Below are 20592 nucleotides of genomic sequence, written 5' to 3' on the forward strand. Positions count from 1 at the left end.
GTGCGCGGTAGTGCTGGCCTCATGCACCTCCTTGTTCCGGTGGAACCTTGCTTGCGGATACCCAGAGGGTGTCGATGCTCAGCAGCGGTGGCTGGTTGTCCGCGGCCACCGCGCCGCGCGCCAGTTGCGCCGGATCGTCGGCGCTGAAGGCCCGCAGGGTCAGGTCGACCCGGGCGTTGCCCTGGAGCGTGACCTGTTCGGCCAGCCGCCAGCGGTCGATGGCCTGGCTGAAGGCGCTGGTGAAGGCCGGCGGGCTGTTCAGCGAGGTCGCCACCGGCAACAGCAGCGCCGCCGGCAGCACGGTGCGCGCGACCACGCCGGGCGCTGCGACCTCGTAGCTGTAGCGGCCCTCCATGCCGACCTGCACCGTGGTGCCATTGCTGCCGGCGCCCAGGGCGGCGAAAAACACCTCCAGGTAGTCGTCCAGGCTGGCGTTCGGCACCTTCAGGTTGTCCAGGGAGAAGCTGCCTTGGCTGATGTGCGGGCTGATGCTGTCGACAAAGCGCACCACCGGCGTCGAGAAGCGGAACAACGGGTTGGTCTGCAGGGTGCCGATGTCCGCCGCGGGGAACAGGATGCGGTTGCGCTCCACCGACAGCGAGGCCCAGGCGTTCTGGTGGTCGAACAGGTTGAGGGCCGGCAGGCTGGTGCGGCGCTCGTCGATCAGCAGGGCGTCCGCGTAGTCGAGCCAGACGGCCGGCTGGCTGCCCTTGAGCCGGTAGCGGTAGGCGATCAGCCCCGGGTTGCTCGGATCGACCACGCTCACCGCGTCGTACTCTTGCGGTGCGATCTGCACCAGCGGCGCCGGCAGGCTGACCTTGCCGAACTCGGGCAGGGTGGCGCTGATCTGCCCGCTGGCCGGATCGTAGCTGGCCGCCACCTGATTGATGCTGACGTCCAGCAGCAGGGTTTCGGCCCGCTCCTGGCCATCCACCGTGACCGGGGCCAGTACCTGGCTGAAGCTGCAGGTCAGGGCCTGGGGCGCGACAAACGCCGCGTTGCTGCGCAACAGCGGCCGGGCCCAGGCGTCATAGGCCTCGGTGACCTGCTGGACGATGTAGACGAAGGCCTCCACCGCCTGTTGCGCAGCGGCAATCTGCACCGCGGTAGGCTCGCCGAAGTTGATCGCGCTGAGGTTGTCCTGCATCGCCACTTCAATGCTCGGGTACACGCTGACGAACTGCGCCAGGGCGGTGACCAGGCTCTTGTCGACACTGCGCAACGCAGCATCGACGGTCGGCGTGTTGAGGGCGATGGCCACGTTCAGGCTGTCCTGGGCCGTGCCGCGCACCAGTGAGTCGAAGGCGTAGGTCCATTTGCTCAGGTCCGAGACTTGCTGCGGCACCGGGGCCCAGGCCGTCGCCGTCTGCCCCTGGATGGTCGGCGGCTCGGGCAGGGCCCGCAGCAGCACCGGCAGGTTCAGGGTCTGGCCGTCGGCCAGGGGCACCCGCAAGGGGCCGGAGATCAGCGAGATCCAGTTCGACTGGGTGTAGCCGCTGATGCCCGGCACGTTGCGCACGTCATGCTCCAGGTGGCTGATCTGCAGCTCCAGGTCCAGCGGCACGTAGCTTCTTGCCGCCTCGTTGCGCGAATTGAAGACAAACGCCAGGGCGCTTTCCCCTGGGGCGTCGGGCAGGCCGATGCGACCGCTGCCAAAGGCATAGTTGTCGTTGCCGGCCTGCGGCGCTTCGCTGTTGCCCGCCACTTTGGCGGCGCTCGCCACCGTTGGCTGGCCGTACAACGATAGGGGCTCGCCGGTGGCGCTGCCTTGCACCGAGAAGCCGACGATGGCGGTGGTGCTGTAGGCCGAATACAACTGGTTGAGCAGGGTCTGGCGCAGCTTCTCGCCCGCCGCGGCCCGCGCCGGTCCATCCTGCGGGCCCGCCGAGAGCACCGGCTTGATGGTCGATGCAATAGCGTCGGCCAGGGTCTGCTTGGCGCTGAGGATTTTCCCCAGGTTGCCGTCCTTGAGCGGGTCCTTGCTGCCCAGCAGGGTGTCGAGCAGAAACACCGAGGGCGCGTAGGTCGGCGCGAGGAAGCCGTCGATGGCCTTGAGGGCGGTTTCGAACCACAGGTTCTGATCGACCCCGGTGAGTGTCAAGGTCACTGGATCGCCGCTCGGGAATGGCTGGTCCGGCTGGTAGTTGGGGTAGATCTGCACGCTGTCCGAGGTCAGGCTGCGGGCGATCGGCTGGGCGGCGAAGTAGCCCGGGGCCGGATCGATGCGGTAACGGATGCCGTCGTTGCCGTCGCCGAGGGCGAAGCGCGCGGCCCACAGAGTCTGGCTGCGGCCGTCCGGGGTGCTGCCCGGGTCCGCGGTGCCGCTGCCGACCCGGGTCATCCAGGCCCCGGCCCGCTGGAACAGGGCCTCGAAGGCCCGGGCGAACTGGCTGTAGCCGCTGGTGCTGGCGCTCAGCGCGTCGGGGACCGGCAGCAGGGTGCTGGTCACCGCCACGCCCCCTTCCAGGCCGGCCACATCCGGCTCCACCAGCGCCGCCACCCGGCGCAGGCCGAGGGTCAGGCTCAGGGGCAGGATCGAGCCCGGAGCCAGGGCGTCGATGTCCACCGCCAGCTTCAGTTGCACCGTGGCCGGCGCGACGGGGCGGGCGCCCTGGACCACTTGGGCAAGGTACAGGATCACCCCGTTGACATAGTCCAGCAGCGGCTGCGCCTGGCTGTCGTCAAGCCGGCTCAGGGGCTGGGCGAACAGGCTGTTGACCAGCTCCACGCTGACCGCGCGGCCCTGGCACCAGGGCAACTGCAGATCCTTGTAGGACTGGTTCAGCTGGTAGTAGATCAGGCTGAACATCTCCAGGTCCTTGTCGGCCTGGACCTTGACGTCGCCACCGCCGGCCGGGTCATAGCTGGAGGTGTCGAGGCTCAGGCTGATCACCAGTTGCGCGCCACCGGCGACGGCTTCGTAGGTATAGAAGCTGCGGGTATTGGGCCAGGCCGACAGGGCGATCAGCCGGTCGCAGTAGCGCAGCGGCAGCGGCGGGTGATTGAGGCTGCCCGGATAACCGGGCGTGGGGGCCTGGAAGGGGGTGACGGTGATGTTGCCGAAGATGTCCAGCCAGGTCAGGTTGACCTGGGCGAAGCTGCCCACGCCACGGTAGGGGTTGTCCGCGGCGCTCGGCAGCCCGGGCCGGGCCGGCACTGGCGCGGCGTTGCTGGTGGCGCGCCGGGCCAGGCCGAGGGTCTGCTGGTAGCTGTACTGGCTGTCTTCGGCCAGGGCATCGAGGGCCCGGGCGCGGCTTTGCGGATCGCGCATGGCCTGGCGGTGGGCCTGGGCCTCGGGCGAGTCGACGCCACTGTCCGGCCGCTGCGGGCCGAAGGGCAGGGCCAGCTCGCTGGCGCTGAACCAGGGTGAACCGTCGAGTCCGGCGGACAGCACCGAATACAGGTTGTACAGGTAGGCGCTGGCGTAGCCGTCCGGGTCCAGGCTCGGTGAATCCACCGGCGGCGGGTTGTTGCGCAGCACACTGAAGGCCGCGTTGCCCTGGTTGAACACCGCTTGCAGATCGAAGGTCTGGGTGTCGATGTTCAGGCTGCTGCCGACGCTGAACAGCCCGGGGACCTGCGCGGCGCCCACCGCCAGGGCATCCAGGTCGAGGCCGTAGTAGCCGGCCAGAGACTGCAGGCTGTTGCCCGGCGCCAGGCTGGCGTCGACGACATAGGTCAGGGCCGGGATGAACAGCGCCACGCCGCCGGCGGCGCTGACCCCGGGGTTGAGGTTGGCGATCTGCGTGGCGCTGATCGGCTGCAGCGCGCCCGCCGAGTAGTAGCGCGCCAGGTTGTCGAGAATGCTCGCGCTCTGGCCATTGCCGGCGCTGGCCTCGGCCGGGGTCACCAGGTGGATGATGCCGTCCACCGGCACCTGCACTGCCTTGCTCAGCGTTACCCCGGCATTGAGCTCGGCGATGCGTCCAGTGCCGATGCCGTAGAAGGCCGCGAGGCTGTCCAGGCTGTCGCCGGCGCTGGTCGGCTGGCTGCTGTCGGCGGTGGCGGCCGAACCCAGGGTCATGTGGCTGCCTTGCTGGATCACCGTGTCGGTGCTGACGAAGGCGTTGACGAAGTTGCACAGGCGGCCGTCGAGCGCGTCGCGGGGGTAGGTCACCACCAGGGTCAGGGTGGCCGTGCCGCTGTCGTCGAAGATGCTGTCGGGCAGGCCGGCGGCGGCGATCGCATCGTAATAGCTCAGGTAATAGCCGCCGGAGCGCACGGTAGACAGTTCCCAGAGCAGCTTGACCACTTCCTCGGGCGGATTGAGGATGCCCCGCGGCCCGACTTCTTCGGCCAGGCGCGCGGCCATCAGGGCCGGCGGCGGGTTGGTTTCGGTGGACAGGTTGGTCTGGGTGAGGAAGGCCAGGAAGTCGCTGGCGGCCTGGCTCAGCAGGTTGCTGGCCTTGGCGTTGCCCTGGGGCATCAGCAGGAACTGGCCGCTGATGATCGCGCTGCCCAGCTCGCTGACCGCGATCAGCAGGCGCTCCAGCAATTGCGCATCGGTGGCCGACGGGCCGAGCAGTTCATAGGTGTAGGCCAGGTTGCTGCCGCTGCCAGCGATGGCCCCGGGTTCGGCCTGGGGCAGGCGCTTGATGGTGAAATCGACCCGGGTCGCGTAGCTGTAGGCCGGGATTTCGCGGCGGGTGGTTTCCAGGGTCGCCGGGTCGGTGGACACCTCGCACGGGGTGAACGCCGGCAGGTAGGGGATTTGCTGCGTCAGCTGCGGCAACTGCCGGGCGAGGTTGCCGACCCGCTGGTTGATCAGCTGGATCAGGCCGTCGGGCAGGGACCAGAGCATGGGCTGCACGCTGGCGCCGCCCTCGCTGCTGGCCCGCAGCCCCGGCTGGCAGAGGTTGCGCAATTGCTGCAGGTCGGCGGTCGACCACAGGGACACGCTTTTCACCGCGTAGTCTTTCGGGCTGCGGGCCACGGTGGGCAGCAGCTCGATGCGCGGCGCCGGCTGGAACTTGCCTTGCCGGGCGTAGGCCAGTACCCCGCTGAGGTTGCTGTAGGCCTGATTCAGGTTCATCGAGCCGCTGCTGGCCCCGGCGATCTGCACGAACGACAGATCGACCCCGTGGCTGGTGGCGGCCCGGCTCAGGCTGATGGGCACGTCGCTGCCGGGCAAGAGGTCGGCCGGGGTCGGGAACTGCTGCCCGGTCAACTGGTACAGGCCATAGGCGTTCTGCTGGGCGGGGTAGAGAAACGCCGGGCTCAGGCTCAGGCCGCCCATGCCCGCCGGGTTCGCCGGCAGGCGCAGGCCGTAGGCCAGAAAGCGCGAGAGCATGCCCGCCAGTTGCGACAGCTGGTCGGTGGTCACCAGCAGATTCCACAGGTCCTCGGTGTACAGGCTGTTGAGCGAGGTCAGGGTGATCTGCGCCTTGGCGAACAGGGGCGCCACCCTGAAGTTGGCCGACGCCGGGTCGCTGAACAGGGCCATGGCACTGACGCCGAAGCGCGCGCCGGCGCTGTTGAGGCTGTCGCCGGCGGTGCGGTACGCCAGGTTCGGCAGCAGCAGCGGCTGGCCGGCCAGCAGCAGCCCGGGCATGGCGTAGAGCGCACTGTCCTGGGCCAGTTGCGCCAGCGTGACGCCCAGGGTCCGGGCCAGGCTGTTGAAGGTTTCCCCGGGGCCGGTGGTGCACTGGTGGATGTCGTTGCCCACCGGCAGGCTGATCACCTGATTGGCGGCGATCACCAACGAGTTGCCATTGGCCAGGATCAGCCCCGAGGCGCTGGTGCTCCAGCGTGCCGGCACGCTGCCGTCGGACCAGGCCGCGGCGACCTTGGCCAGGGTGTCGCCGCTCTGCAGGGTGTAGGCCGGCAGCGGGATATCCAGGCTCAGGCCGTCGCTCAGGGCGACTTCGGCGTTGGGCCGGACGATGTCGTCCAGGGTCAGGTTGTTGCCGCGCAGGTCGTTGGTCCAGCCCAGGATCGCGCTGACGGAGTTGCCATTGGCCGTGGCGTAGGCGTAGTCGTCGAAGGCGTTCAGCGCGACCTGCAACAGTTGCCGGCCGATAACCATGAAGGCATCGGTGAAGATCACCGCGGCCATGGATTCGCTGTCGTCCGCCACAGCCCGCAATGCGGGTGCCGGCGGCGGCTCCTTGCTGGTGACCAGCGCCACCAGTTCCTTGAACATCTGCGCGACATTGCTGCGGTAGGTGCTGTTGGTGCCCACGTAGTGGGCGAAATCCACGGTGGCGCTGCCGGCACTGGCCAGGGGCACGCCCAGGGACAGACCGTCGAACACCGGAAACAGCACCGAGCCGGCTTGCAGCACCTGCTGGATCTGCGCCTGGTTGCTGGCGTCGGGCAGGGTGATGCTGACCTCGAAGGACGACAGGAAGGTCAGCAGCTCGCTGATGCCGAACGGCGGGTTGGCCAGGTCGGCCAGGCGTTTGATGTCCTCCTCGAGCATGGCCTTGTCCACCAGGGTGCCGAGGATGTCGGCCAGGGTGTCCTGCTCGCTGCTGGCCGAACCCAGGCTGCCCACCAGCCAGGGCAGGTAGTCGGCGCACAGGCGTTCGAAGCTGCTGTTGCCGGCGCTGTCGGCCGCGGCCCGGGTCGGCGAGGGCGCGTCCATGGTCAGCAGGAACACGAAGGCTCCCTGCTGCTCGGCGTAGTCGCTGGCGCCCTCGTTGCACAGCACGGTGAATTGCGGCGTGGCGTAGAGGTTCAGCAGCGGTTTGCCGGCGGCGCGCAGCAGCGTCATCGGTTGCGGCGTGGTGGCCCGCCGCGCAAGGGCCAGCTGGGCATGGCGGGCCTGGCGCGCCAGCAGCAGGCCGGGTTCGGCCCAGGGCGCCGGGCCGCTCTGGATGGCGTTGATCTCGAAGCGCGCCGAGACGTCGGCATGGAAGGAAAAACTGATGCTGAAACTGAACAGGCCGAGGTCGATCTTGACCTTGACGCTGACCTCCACCGTGGCCCGGGCGGCAATTGGAATCGGCTTGTAGCTCTCGTAGGTCAGGGACAGCGACAGGGTGATGCGCACGTTGACCGCGGCCGAGATGATGGCGAAGTCGATGCTGCCGTAGAGCAGGCCGATGACCCCGACCGTGCCCTGGATCTTGAAGTAGTAGTCGTCCTGCACGCTCTTGCCGGCCGGCACCAGGGCGGTGGACGGGTGATAGGCGTGGAAGGCGGCGATGGTGCCTTCCAGAATGCCGAACACGGTCAGGGCGAAACCGGCCTTGAGCGGCCCCTTGACGAAGTTGTAGCCCAGGCCCAGCTGCAGGCCGAGGCCGAAGACGATCACCGGGTCGAAGGTGCCCTGGGTGGTTTTCGGCACCTGGGTGGCGGTCACCGACGACAGCTTGCCCAGGTAGAAACCGCCGGCGCCGAGCACCGGCACGCCGTAGACGATCGCGGAAATCGAGAACGAGCGGGTGAAGTCCAGGTTGTAGGGAAAGCCGATGTCGATGAAAAAGTCGCCGTTGGTGTAGATCTTCACCCCGATCTCCGGCAGCACGATGGACACCGCGCCGAAGTTGAGGTTGCGGATGCTGTCGGGGAAGGTCCATTCGATCTGGTACACGCCGACGTCGTCGGTGATCTTCTTGTACAGGATGTCCAGCACCAGGTTGCCCAGGGCCTTGGCTTTCTCCCCGGCCAGGGCCAGGCGCAGGCCATAGAGGTTGGGGTCGTTGAACACCAGCATCAGGTCGACGGTCCAGTCCTTGCCGGTCTTGAGCAGCAACAGTTGCCCGGCGATCAGCCAGTCGCTGTTGCGGCTGTAGTAGGGCACGCCCTTGCTGCCGCTGTCGCTGGGGTTCAGCGGGTTGCTGGAACCGGTGGTCGACGGCACGTCCTTCAGGGCGTCGATCACCGCCTTGGTGTTGGTGAAGCTGTCGTAGCCGCTGATGGCCACCCGCTGGCCGAGGACCAGCAGCGGCAGGCTGAAGTAGTCCGTGCCCTGGCCCGGCACCGTCGGCAGCTTGTCCACTGGCTGGCCTTTGCTCGGGTCCAGCAGGTTGCTCCAGTCCTGCTGCTCCTGGGGGTTGTTGCCCTTGAACACCGAGGATCCGTCGATGCCCAGGGTGATCTTGTCCACGCCATTGACCTTTTTGCGCTCGAACACCAGGCCGTCGATGCTCATGAACCCCAGGTCGATCTTGCTCGCCAGGGTGTACTTGGCGCTGATGCTGGGCACGCTGCTGCCGCTGCTGTTTTCCAGGTTGATGATCAGCGACAGGCCATCGAGGGAAATCTGGTTGAGCACGTCCCAGGGCGAGCTCAGGGTGAAATACGGGTCGCTCAGCGATTGCATGAGTTTCTGGATCAGCCGGCCCAGGCTCCAGTTCTTCAGGGTGAAGGTCAGGGCCTTTTTGTCGACCTGATAGATCGCCGTCAGGCCCTCCCAGGACAGGGTCAGCTGGGCGTTGCTGCCCTGGTTGTCGGGGGCGAAGCTGTAGCCCAGCAGCACGCTGTCGTTGAGAAAGCTGAAATCCCACAGGGTGGTGGCGCTGCCGCTGTACTGCTGGTTCGCCGGCTTGCTGGCGTCGTAGCTCAGGCTCAGGGTGGCCAGGGTGTCGACACTGAAGGCCTGGCCCAGGTTGAAGGTCCAGCGCAGGCTGCCGGCCACCGTGTAGCTGTCGAGCGGGGTGTTGCCGGTGCTCAGGCTGGCGTCCACCTCCAGGGTGTTGACCAACAATTGGCCGGGCAGGAAATCCGGAAAGGCAAAGGTTCCGCCGAAGCTGAGGAACTGGCTGACCAGCTGCTGCACGTCCACCGGCTGCGCCAGTTGCGCGGCGACTTGCCAGGTGGCCGGGGTCTTGCTGCCGTCGTAGTCGAGGCTGGCATTGGCGAAATACGGGCCGATGCCGACCAGGCCACCGATCCCCGCCTGGTAGGTGGTCACCGCCGGGGCGTTGCTGCCACTGGCGCTGGTGGGCGTGGTGGCCTTGATGTACAGCTGGCCGTCGGTGACCGAGAGAATCGGCTTGCCAGCGACGCTGAACAGGTTCAGGTCGAGCTCGAAACCGGCGTTGAAGGCGTAGCTCTTGGCACCCACATCCAGGCTCAGGCCGACGTCGGACAGCGAGGCGTCGACGAAACTCTTGGGGATGCGGATCAACTGAGCGGTCAGGGTGGCGATCAGGTCATTGAGGTTGGCCGTGCCGTCGAAGCGCGCCAGCAGTTGCAGGTCGGAATTGAACTGGACAAAGAACAGGCCGTTTTCGCCGACGGTCTTGCCCTTGAACACCTCGGGCAACAACAGGAAGCGGGTCTGGAACAGAAAGCTCTGGGCGTTGCCCTCGGGCAGGAAGTTGATCCCCCACACCAGTTCGAAATCGGTGACGCCGAACACCAGTTGGTTGGTCGGGTCCTGCAGGGGCACCCAGGGATGCTCGACATTGATCACCGTGGGGTCGGCGCCCAGGGTCACGCTGGCGGTGCTCAGGGCCAGTTTCGGCTGGGTGACGCCACTCAGGGCGAGGCTGCGCAGGCCGATTCCGGAGAGAAACTGTTGCAGCACCGGTGGCGTGCCGCTGAAGAAGCTGCCGTTGTTGTCCAGCAGGCCGATGATGGTTGCCGGGGTCAGCAGGGCGCTGCCGTCGTCGCTGTGGCCGAGGTAGAAATTGAAGGCGCTGCCGTTGTTGATCTGGGCCAGGGCGCGCAGTTGGTAGTTGACGGGCTGGTTGCTCTGGTCGGTGAGTCTCAGGTTGAGGCCGAAATACAGGCTGACCTGCTGATCGTAGAAGGCTTCGGCCGGGTCTTCGCCATCCTGCAGTTCTGGCGGGCCGATGATCAGGCCGAAGACTGGGGCATTGACATTCAGGTACAGCAGCTTCAGCCCGTCGCTGACGTTGAGGAACGGCGCCTGCAAGGTGGTGGTGGGCATGAACACCTCGACCCCGTCGACCTTGGCGAAGTCCATGCTGCCAGTAAAGGGCAGGGCCAGGGTCGGGAATCCCAGGTTTTGCACCACCGCGACCGCGGTGCTGAGCTGGGGCGGCGGCGTCAGCTGGGCGGCGAAGCCCTGGCGCGGGCCCTGGCTGGCCTTGAAGGTGAAGACCGCGTTGCTGATTGCGGTCCACTTGAAGGGAATGCCGGTGGCGAAGCTCGACAGGTCGGCCCAGGTCCAACTGGCCGGGGTGGTGACGATTTCCAGGCTCAGGCTCTGGGTTCCGACAGCACCCGTGAGGCCAAAGGTCAGTACCAGCCCCTGCTGGATGTCCTGTTGCAGGAAGCGCGCGCTGACCCCGGTGACCTTGAAGCTCTGGGTGGCGGGGTTCAGCGGCTGCACGCTCTGCGCGGTGAAGTTGACCGTGAGCCCGGCGACCGGCGACTGGAAGGCCGCCTTGAGGTCGTTGTCCAGGGTCGCGGAGACGCTGACCGTGGCATCCGCCAGGCCGGCGATCAGGTAGTCGCGGGTGAGGACGATCGGCGCGCCGGCATCGCCGGTCAGGGCCGCGGCGAGGTTGCTCAGGGGGCTGTTGGCCATCTGTCTTCTCCTTGTTCAGACCGTCACAAACAGGGCCAGGTGATCGCTGGTGGAGCGGATGTGCCCCAGGTTGCGCCAGCCGCGGTAGCGTTGCCGATCGCCCGCGGCGAATGCCGGGGCGGGGGCGGGGGGCGCCGGGATCCAGGCGAGCGGCGGTGCCTGGAAATCGCTGGCCATGGCCACCAGGCCCATGGGCGCACCGCCGGGCGCGGGGTTGACCACGTTCAGCGGCACCCCGACCACGGTGTTGGCGATGGTGAAATTGCCCGCCGCGCCGCCGCGCACCAGGATGTTGTCGATGGAATACAGGCTGCTGCTGTTGGACGAACCGATGTAGCGGTAGCCCGGATAGGGCACGGCTCCGGCGTTGGTCGACCAGAAGATGCTCGCGTTGCGACTGCGCAGGTGGGTGGCGAAGTAGCCGGTGTAGGCCTCCAGCGCCGGCGGCGGGGCCAGGGCCGGAGGTTGCAGTTGCAAGCCGTAGCCCAGGGCGGTGAGGGCGGCATAACGCCCCGGGTCGTTGCCGTTCTGGCTCAACAGGTTGACGTTGAAGTCGCCGGTGATGATCCGGGTTTCCAGCGCGCCCAGGGCGGCGCTGATGTCGCGCACATTGGCCAGGGCGTTGAGGTAGGCGTTGGCCGCGACATATTGCGGCGGCGAATGGATGGCGAACAACGTGAGGTTGCGCTGTACCACCACTGGCGGGCCGTCGACGGTTTCGCAGAAGGTCACCATGTAGGGTTCGCGCAAGCCGCCGTAGTTGATCGCGGCGCCGAAATTGTCGACGAACGCGACCCGCGCCGCGCAGCGGCTCTCGTTGAGGTTGCCCGGGTTCAGCGCCGTGGGCGGAATGGGCCGGTTGGGCACGCTGAAGCAAGTCTGGGTCTGCAACGCCGGGTAGTTGCCGGCGGCCGGCGGGGCCAGCACCTGGGGGTTGAAGCTGATGCCACTGCCCGCCGGCGACCAGGCGTTGGGGCCGGTGAACAAGCGCTTGCCCGCCGCCACGCCGCCGCCCGCCGGAATCACCGGCTTGTAGAACACCGCGACGCCCTCGGCGCGCCCGGCCTGGCCGACCACCAGGGGCGGCACCAGGTTCCAGGGCACGCCGGTCTGGTTGCGGATGCGCAGCAGCAGTTCGGCGCAGCCCTGCCAGCCGCCGGTGGGGGAAATCAGCGATCCGGGGCCGTGGCTCGGACCGCTGGCCGTCTCGACCACGACGAAGATGTCCGGGTTGAACGCGGTGATATGGGCCAGGATCAGGGCCAGTCGGTCGGCGGCGTCAAGGTCAGGAATGAAGGCGCCGTTGCGATCGCGCTTGGTGCTCAGCGGGCGGATCTTGTTGTAGCCGAAGCTCTCGATGTTCCAGTACAGGACCCGAGTCATGGCGTCACCTCCGATGGTCCGGTCAATGCCGGTTGCGTGGACTGGCCCGACTCCACGGCGAGCAGGCTGGCGGTCTTGCTCTGCGGGTCTTTGACGTAGGCGGCGTACCAGCCCAGGCTGCCGGAGGATTGCGGGTCGCCGAACAGGAAGAACTGCAGGGTGGCGCCCGGCGGCAACTTGGCGATGCCGAGGATCTTGATGCCGATATCGGTCAGTTGCAGGTTGAAGAACCTGGCCTGGGGGTCGGTCTGACCGGGGATGGTCTGGTACAGCAGTTTGATCGGTCCGGTGGAGACCTTGATGATGCCCTGCAGGGAAAACACGCTGGCCGACGGCGCGGCGCCGGGCAGGCTGAGGCCGACAAACAGCATTGGGCTGGTGTCGCCACTCTTGCTGCCGGGCGACCAGGCGATCAGCAGGTCGGACTCGAAACCGGTGCCCGACACCAGGGACCCAGGGGAGCCCATGGTGACCTTGTAGACGATGCCCGACCAGGCGCCCGACAGCGCCTTGAGCGCCAGGTTCTGCGGCAGCACCGGGAGGAAGCCATAGTCCGCGGGCTTTTTCTGCGCCGGTGCCTGGATGAACTGCTTGAGCTGCAGGGTGAAGCCCTTGTACAGACTCTGTCCGCGCACCTGGCTGGTGGCCGGGTCGAACCCGAGGTTGTCGGGGTTGAAGGCAAAACCCACGGCATTGGGCGTGGCGCTGGGAAAGGCCATGGCGATTTCCAGGTTGGTGTAGGCCAGGCCCTGGTTGCTCGGGCTGCCGTCGGCGCTGCCGAAGGACAGCAGGTCGAAGGGCCCGTCCGAGGTCTTGAGCAGGGTGAAATCCAGCTTGCCCCACAGCAGAAAGCGGCTGGCGGTGGTGACCCCGCCGTCCGGGCTGCCCAGGGTGTTGAACTGGATGCGGTTGACCGAGGCGGCCGGCAGCACGTTGCTGTCGAGGTTGAACAGGTAGCTCTGGCTCTGCTCGAACACGTAGGTGGTGGTGTCGTTCTGTTGCAGGGCGCTGCCGTCGAGCACCATGGCGTTCACCGCGCTGGGCTGGCCGGCGCGCAGGGTGGCGCGGATCGGCGAGCCGAACAGCAGGTCCAGGCTCAGCTGGATGCGACTGTTGAAGGTCACCAGCCGGGATTGGCGGAACAGCGCCTGCAGCTGCAGGACACTGAAGGCGTAACCATTGCTGGTGCTCAGGGCCACCGGCATGTCCGGGGCCGCGCCGTTGGCCTGGGCCTGCTCATAGGCGGGGTTCTGGTAGTCGATCAGGCCGAACAGGGTGGAGATGCCCTGGATATCCAGGGTGTCGCCCTGTTGGCTGATGCGGCTGACACTGGCGCCAAAATGGTGGGCCAGGAAGCGGCTGTAGTCGATGCCCGCGGCGATGCCTGCCAGTTGCTCGGGCAGGCTGTCCAGGGGCAGGTCGGCGTTGAGCACCATGAAGCCGTTCCAGGCCGGGTCGCTGACCTGGGCGACGAAGTCGGCGTAGAGGCTGTCGGGGCTGGCCGCGGCCTTGACCTCGGCGACGGCGATGAAGTCCTGCAGCCACTGGGACAGACCGGTGTAGGCCAGGGTTTCCAGGCCCGGCGCCAGGTCCGCGGTCTTCGAGAACGTCTCGGGCATGGTCCAGCGATTGGGGTTGTCGATGCGCTCCTTCAGGCTGCCGGCGCAGTACTTCATGATCAGCACATTGCGGTAGCTGGTGGTTTGCACGCCGACGCCGATGTTGGCGATAAAGCGCCAGTCGGCGATGTCCATGCGGTTGCTGAAGCTGGCGCCCTGGGTGAAGAACGGCAGCGGATTGACCCCCACCAGAAACAGCTGGTTGGTCTGCAAAGCCTCGTGCAGGGCCTCGCTGGGCTGCACGAAGGCAAAGTCCAGCGGCCCCTGGGCGGATAGTGAGCGGGCCAGCAGCACCTTGGCGTAGCCGATGCCGTCGGCGTCCAGGTCCACCAGCAGGCCTTGTGGAGTGGTCGCCCGATCAGGTTGTGCCGCGTCGACGGTCAGCAGCCGTTGCAGGCGCCGGGCCCGCGCGGCTTGTTTGCCCGGCAGGGTCGCGGCGCTGATCAGGCTCTTGCGCGAGGCGGCGAGGATCTCGCTTTCAAACTGGGTCAGGTTGAGGCTGGCATTGCTGCTGACCCCCGCGTAGGGCACCAGCGGGAAAGCAAACCCGGCGTCCTGGGGCAGCGGGGTGCTCGGCGCGGCCGGGGCCAGCAGCGGTGTAGCGCCGTTGCTGCGGCTCTGGCCATAGAGCGGGCTGCCATCGGGCTGGGCGCTGTAGGCCGGGGTGGAGGCGCCGGCCACCAGGCTGCACCAGGAGGTCCGGTGCGCGTCGTTCAGCAGGGCGCTGACCGCGCCACTGGTGGGCGTGACCAGGCTGCTGGTCTGGAACGGAAACACCGGGGCATAGGCCGGTTGCGCCGCCAATAGGCGCAAGCGGTCGTTGTCTTGCGGGCTCAGGGAAGAGTTGTAGGCGGTAAAGCTCAGCCACTCGGTGCCGAAGATCCCGCACAGCAGGTTCTGCCCGGCACTGGCGGCCGGCAGGCTCAAGCCAAAGTCGCCGGCCAGGGTCAGGCTGTAGCTGCCGCCTTGGGCACAGAACACCAGGCTGGCGGCATAGGGCCGGGGCCAACCGTTGGCGTCCAGGCCATTGAGCGGGATCAGGCTGATCGGGTTGCCGGCGGTGCTGCGCCACTGGCTGGGCAACGCGGTCGTGCCGGTGTTGGCGAAGCTCATGGCCGTGCGGATCAGGCCGGCGGCCAGTTGCGCCGCAGGGATGTTCTTATTGAGCGGGTCCAACGGGTCGAGCACGCCGCCCATGGTCAGTTTGGCGGGCATGCCGTTGGGGTTGAACACCGGGTAATTGAGCACGCTCTGGCCGCCCGCGGTGTTGGCCACATAGGTAAAGCCGGTCTGGAAATACTTGAGGGCGGGCTGGCTGCTGTAGGTCAAGGCGTAGGTCAGGCTGCCGGCCTGATTGCCGTCCAGGGGCACGTAGGCCAGCGGCTGTTGCGGCGGTGTCAGCTGCAGGCCGCTGTCGGCCGCCAGCTTGTCGATCAAGCCCATGGAGATGCCGGCAGTGGATTTCAGGCGCAGGGCGTTGAAGTCCGGGTCGTATTTGACGTAGGTGCCGAAGCTGACGAAGAACGTCAGGCGATCGCCAAGCTGCAGGTTGAGGTTGTTCTGCACCTGGCTGGGGGCCGTCACGCTGATGCGCAGGCCGTAGCTGTTGAAGGCCTGGGGCGCCGGCAGGCTGGAGCCGGGCAGCCACAGCAGCGCGCGGCCGATGAAGTTGCGCTGGTCGACTAAGCTGCGCTGGTCCACGGCGAACAGAAAGTCGTACAGGGCGCTGACGAATGCCGCGGGGTCGCTGCGCAGGGCGGCCGGTTCGCTGGGGGCGAACAGGTAATGGCCGGCATATTTGTCGAAGGCGTCGGCCGGACTCAGGCTGGCCGGCAGGCTGCCGTGCGCGGTGCCCTTGGGCATGACATAACCGCGCCAGCCATAGCCGCTGGCCTCCGGCAGGGCGTAAGCGGCGCTGTGGGCGATCTGCTGGTAGTCGGACGTGCTGGTCATGTCTATCCCCTGCAATTGTCGGCGCGGCCACGGATCCACGACCAGTCGGCGACGCTGCCGACGTAGTGGTTCGGTGGGTTGTGACCGGACTGGAAAGTGCCATCCAGGCTGAGCTGCCCTTGCTGCTCCTGGGTAGCGGGACGAAAGTCCAGAAGTCCGCCCTCGATGCGCACCGGCCCGACGCTGGACTGTCGCAGGCTCACCGGGGTGGCGGTGGCCATGAGGGTGTAGCGGTCGATCAGATCGCTGGCGTAATAGAAGCTCACCTGGGCAGTCAGCGCGTTGCTGCTGTCGGCCTTGTAGGGATCCAGCAATTCCACGGTCACTTGCAAGTCCGGCAGCAAGGGCTGGCGGTAGCGGGCCAGGACACTGGTGGTCGGGCTCTGCCAGCGGATCAGGTCGCCGCGATAGGCCTGGGTCACGGGTTTGCCGCTGTCGCGCAGGTTCTCGATGGTGAAGTCGGCCAGCAGGTGCGAAGTGTTGGGAGGGGCACAGAAGAAGGCGCCCAGGCTGCCCCAGACCCGCTGGCCTTCGCCGTTGGCCAGATCGAAGTCGGCGCTGGGGGCGGCGGCGGTCATGCTCAAGCCGGTCAGGGCGGCGTTGCCCAGGGAAACCTGGGCATTGACCCGAGCTTCGTGGCCGTCCACCACCAGCACGAACATCACCGGACCGACCTGGCGATTGACCTGCATCCCAGGCAGCAGCACGGGGCCCGGTACGCAAGGATCATTGGTGGCGGCAGAGGAGGAGGGCGAGAGGTCGACGCAATCTGCGGCTGGCGCGATGGCATCGGTGCGGGAAAGGGCCTGGTCGTGGCTGCTGGATACCGTTGGCAAGCGGCCGCCGGTGGTCATCAGCCACACTGCGGTTGCCAGGATCGCGCCGAGGGTTGCCCAGAAAATCCGGGTGTAGAGCATCCGTTGCCTGGTCACGCGAGGGTACCGTCCATGTCCCGTATTGCATGAAGCAAAGCCGGCGCCATGCCGGCTTCGCAAATGGGCTCCGGCCTAGGAGCCCGAGTCGATCACGACAGGGTGAAGGTCCCGATGTTGGTGTTGTTGAACGGGGTTTCCGAGTTGCTGTCGATAATCACCCCGGTGAACAGGATGCTGAACGCCGAGCCCACGTTCTGCAGTTTGACCTGGGCACCCTTGCGCAGGGTGACCGGGCCGGCGGAGGTGTCGGCGCTGAGAGTCTGGACGGTCGCGGTGTTGTTGACCTGGGTGGCCCACAGCAGGTTGTTCTGATAGCTGAAGGTCACTTTGGTGGTCTGGTTGGGGTCGCCGTTGTAGGTCGCGGTGGACTGGCTGTTGATGGTCAGGGGGGTGGTGACGGTGTTTACCGAGGTGAAGGCGTTCATGTTGAATATCCTTTTCGTGTGTTGGGCATGATTCAGCGGGCTGAACCGGGTGAGAGTCTAGGTGCGCTTCTTGGTCTGTCGAGGCTGCCGAAGAAAGGCGCGCAAGGCGTTTTTGTCCCTCTGGCGATGCTCCGCAAACACCATGTTTAGCCCTGCAGACCGCGTAACTTAACGGTTCCTGGCCTGACCACGAGTTCGCGGCACAAGGCCTCTAATAGCGTTTTGTTAGCACTGTTAAGACAAAATAGTTGGACACTCCCGAGTTCTGCATCGATGCCCACGGACAGAGCGAAACCGCAACTAAGCCGGCATTTGCGGGACGAGGGGGACGTGGGAAAGAGGACACAGGACTAACTCAACTAAATGGTGATTTAGTTGAGTTATGGATAGAGCCAGGTAAAAAACCAAAGGAAGGGGCGAAATACCAGGAGCGATCTGACGTAGATCTCTGCATGGAGATTGCCTGGGTAATTCCGGGTTGTCATCATGCGCGCTCTTCAATACTCAACGAGACAGGGATAGTTGCAATGCCTATTTATCTAGCAGCTGAAAGCGAATTGACGGTCGGCCAGGCCTTGGTGCTGGAAGCTCCTGCAGAGGAAGGTTCGTTCATCGTGGTTTTTGAAGATGATGGCGACACCGGTTACTTCTATGCACTGGATACCGCGGCCGAGGACAACCCGATCCACGATGCGCTGCATATCTACAACGCCGCCGATGTCACGGACGGCCACAAACCATCGATGGTGAAAATCGGCTGGGCTGTCGATCACCGCAAGGCGGTCTTGCTGATCAATGATTTTCCTCATGCGGTGTTTGATTTCGATGCCAAGCAAGGATATTGCAGATCCGGGTTTCCACCGCAGATAGGCAAAGGCTGGTCTGAAGGCGGTCATCAGTGGGACGACGCAGCTCTTAATCTGTTTGCTTGATCACTAGCCTGGCATCGCCAGGCTTTTTACGCAGAGGCATAGGCTTGGAAGGCCAGGAGCAGGTGTGAAAAATTCTTGAATCTGGGAAAACACATAACCACATGATTTATAATAATATTTTTGAATTTAGCCATTAAAAAGGGAAAAGCTAAAGAAACTGTTCCTTTTCAAATCTCTCAATTTTACTGTTTTTTAATTGCCAAAAAATCGCCTAAGTGACTGAGCTAATAAGAGTTATTTTCTGAGCTTTGGGAAATTTTTCTTTATCTCTAAAAATTTCAACTTTTACCTTTTTTAAAAATCACATCTACGTAGGTTGGTATTGTACGTGGATAGTAACTTTCGATTAGAAAAAAAACTCTCGCCACTCTCTTTTTAGGGGTGTGCTGCATGCAAAAAAATGGGTATTTTTGAGGCTCGCTTTCGACTGGGGGGGGAGCCAATGAAAGAAATAAAAAATAAGGGGAAGTTTAGCGATGAGTTGGAGCTTCAGGAGCTTGAAGAAGCCAAGCGTCGAAATAAAATCATTGAGAAGTACCTAGGCAAAGAAATAACCTATCAAAGCGCATTAGGCCTTATTCCTTGTTCGAAAAGCACCTTTTATAGACTTCTTCACAAATATGATGAAGGAGATAATTCGACGGCGCTCTTGGGTATCAGAAGGGGGCGGAAAAAGGGTGAAAATCAGCTAGCAAAAAAGGTTGAAGTTGTTATTAGAGTGGCTATAAAGAGAAAGCTCAATAGTAGAGAAGCGGGGCCGTCCGTAGTATGGAGAGAGGTGAGGGATCGGTGTATTGAAGAGAGTTTACCCATTCCTAGTTTGAGTGCGGTCGCCCAAAGAGTAAAATCTATCAGCCCGTTAGAATTGCGAAAATTGAAGTACGGGGCGGCGGATGCTTACGATAAATTAGGAATGAAGCCCGGGCAGCTTAAATTAAGTAGGCCGTTAGAGGTCACGCAAATTGATCACACTCTAGTCGATATAATTTTATGTGATGATGATCGCGTACCACTTGGTAGGCCATGGCTCACTGTACTGATAGATGTCAAAACTAGAGTGATTTTGTCCTATTACTTGTCTTGGCATAACCCGTCATCTGTGTCGGTTGCCGCAACCATAGCTTTCGCCGTGGCAAATAAAGAACATTATCTAGCCACCATAGACTGTGCGCATATTAAATATCCATTTTCTGGAAAGCCAGAGGCTATTAACTCGGATAATGCGAAGGAATTTAAATCGCTTAGCATGGTAAAAGCATGCGAAAAAAACAATATATCTCTGAATTGGAGGCCGTATGGAAAGAAGCACTACGGAGGGCACGTCGAACGGTGGATTGGCACACTTATGGGAGAAGTGCATTTTTTACCAGGTACGACATTTTCTAATACTTTACGTAGAAAAGGATACCCGAGTGAGAAGAAATCATGCATGACCTTCATGGAGTTGTCGAAGTGGTTTGCTAGGCAGGTTGCGATTTATCATAGTACGGTGCATTCAGAGATAAAGTCTACTCCCGGAGATGCCTGGTTCGATTACTTTGGCGGTCAAGCACCTAATGCCCTTACAAATAAAGAAAAGGCTGAATTAACTATAGATTTTCTTCCGCAGGCTCGGCGTAGGGTCACTCCAAAGGGGCTACGCTTTAAAAATAGTTATTATTACGGTCCGGAGTTGGTGCCTTTTGCTGGGCTTGTGTTGTTAATAAAGTACAACCCTTTATCCATGAGGAGGATATGGGTGCGCTTAAATAACGAATATGTCAGCGTTCCATTTTCAGATCTTACTGAGAACGATAAGGTTTTAGAGGCTGCCCGTATTAGCTCGCTTTCTCAGCAAGAAAAATCAAAAGTCAGATGGATGACAGAAGGCGAAAGAATAGTACTTAAAAGAGAGTCTGATGAGCTTGTAGTGAGCGCGAAAACGTCCGCCAAAAGGGAGAGGCGACGGCAGGCAATTGAAAAAGAGCATGGCTCCAAAATAATAGCAGTACCTAATGTTGGATTTAATTGTGATTATTCAAAAAAGCCTATTCCGTTCAATAGCGAGGACTAAATGAATCTATCACACATAAAAGAGTCTAAAAGGTCGCTTGCGTTGTTAGGAGTTTCTGAAAGGGTCGAAAGTATAAATCAAGGAATTTGGGTTGACTGTCCGCAGTGTTCGAGGGTGGAGCGCGTAATTGACAATATGCTCAACGCTGATGGCTTGTCTCCTGCTCCCTGTCTACTTGTTTGTGGCGAGGGCGGAGCTGGGAAAACTAGTATTATAAATAGGATTAAAAACAAGCAGTCTTCGCTCGAAGAATTAATTGCACTTACGACTCTGTCTGAGAGTCCTGATGGCTTACGCTTTCGAGATCTATTGCTAATGGCTCTGGGGGTACCATTTAGAGCGCAAGGAGGCGGTAAGATTCCTAACGGCCTAGAGAAGTACCTCCAGCTCCGTAGGTTTTCAGCAATTGTAATTGATGAGTTTCATGAGGCGTTGTTAGTTCAGCGAGGAGAGCAGCGAAGAAACCTTTCTATGCTGAAAACGCTTTCCGGGGCGCCATACCATCTTCGGGTAATGGGCTTCGGGATACCTTCAGCATTGAATGCTCTCCAACAAGATCCCCAGCTTGAGAGGCGGTTTGAAGTACTTAAAATACTGCCGTGGGAAGAGGGAGATGAATTTAGAAGCTTCTTGGCATCGGTAGAGGAGAACTTACCGCTTCGTAAAGCTTCTTGCCTCTATTCTCAGGAGGTCGTTAAGTACTTGCTGTCAAATACAAATGGGACAATGGATGAGGTTTTGAAGGTTGTACGGTTTGGAGCGATCCATGCAATTATAAATGGTGAAGAAAAAATAACAGTAGAAAGTATGAAATTAGGGGCTGTACGTCGGTGGGATTACTAAAT

Annotated in this window: 8 protein-coding genes; 3 read left to right on the top strand and 5 right to left on the bottom strand. The window is 62.9% G+C overall.

Going from position 1 to position 20592, the window contains the following annotated elements; translation table 11 throughout:
- Nucleotides 1-19: 19 nt before the first annotated feature.
- The 5 genes from GGI48_RS30330 to GGI48_RS30350 form a co-directional block, all read right to left on the bottom strand.
- Nucleotides 20-10447 (bottom strand): LysM peptidoglycan-binding domain-containing protein, encoded by a 10428-nt coding sequence (locus tag GGI48_RS30330; RefSeq protein WP_179601664.1) that lies wholly within the window; start codon nucleotides 10445-10447, stop codon nucleotides 20-22.
- 15 nt (nucleotides 10448-10462) lie between these two features.
- Nucleotides 10463-11830, bottom strand: a complete 1368-nt coding sequence (locus GGI48_RS30335) for a hypothetical protein (RefSeq protein WP_179601666.1) — start codon at nucleotides 11828-11830, stop codon at nucleotides 10463-10465.
- Entirely contained in the window at nucleotides 11827-15402 is a 3576-nt protein-coding gene (locus GGI48_RS30340) for a hypothetical protein (RefSeq protein WP_179601668.1), read from the bottom strand. The genes GGI48_RS30335 and GGI48_RS30340 overlap by 4 nt, the downstream gene beginning before the upstream one ends.
- A 2-nt stretch (nucleotides 15403-15404) precedes the next feature.
- Entirely contained in the window at nucleotides 15405-16334 is a 930-nt protein-coding gene (locus GGI48_RS30345) for a hypothetical protein (protein WP_179601670.1), read from the bottom strand.
- A gap of 92 nt (nucleotides 16335-16426) precedes the next feature.
- Complete coding sequence (locus tag GGI48_RS30350; protein ID WP_016968206.1) at nucleotides 16427-16762, bottom strand: hypothetical protein; 336 nt, start codon at nucleotides 16760-16762, stop codon at nucleotides 16427-16429.
- Between the two features lie 248 nt (nucleotides 16763-17010).
- On the opposite strand from GGI48_RS30350, the gene GGI48_RS31265 reads away from it, so the two are divergent.
- The 3 genes from GGI48_RS31265 (at nucleotide 17011) to GGI48_RS30365 (ending at nucleotide 20590) form a co-directional block, all read left to right on the top strand.
- The gene (locus tag GGI48_RS31265) at nucleotides 17011-17694 is read left to right on the top strand and encodes a DUF2251 domain-containing protein (protein WP_260620571.1); all 684 of its coding nucleotides are present in this window, start codon (nucleotides 17011-17013) and stop codon (nucleotides 17692-17694) included.
- 400 nt (nucleotides 17695-18094) lie between these two features.
- Entirely contained in the window at nucleotides 18095-19747 is a 1653-nt protein-coding gene (locus GGI48_RS30360) for a Mu transposase C-terminal domain-containing protein (RefSeq protein ID WP_179601672.1), read from the top strand.
- Nucleotides 19748-20590 carry a TniB family NTP-binding protein gene (locus GGI48_RS30365; protein ID WP_179601674.1) on the top strand — a complete coding sequence of 281 codons (843 nt, stop codon included), beginning with the start codon at nucleotides 19748-19750 and terminating at the stop codon, nucleotides 20588-20590.
- Nucleotides 20591-20592 lie beyond the last annotated feature (2 nt).

This window comes from Pseudomonas protegens (assembly GCF_013407925.2).
Classification (GTDB): Bacteria; Pseudomonadota; Gammaproteobacteria; order Pseudomonadales; family Pseudomonadaceae; genus Aquipseudomonas; species Aquipseudomonas fluorescens_AP.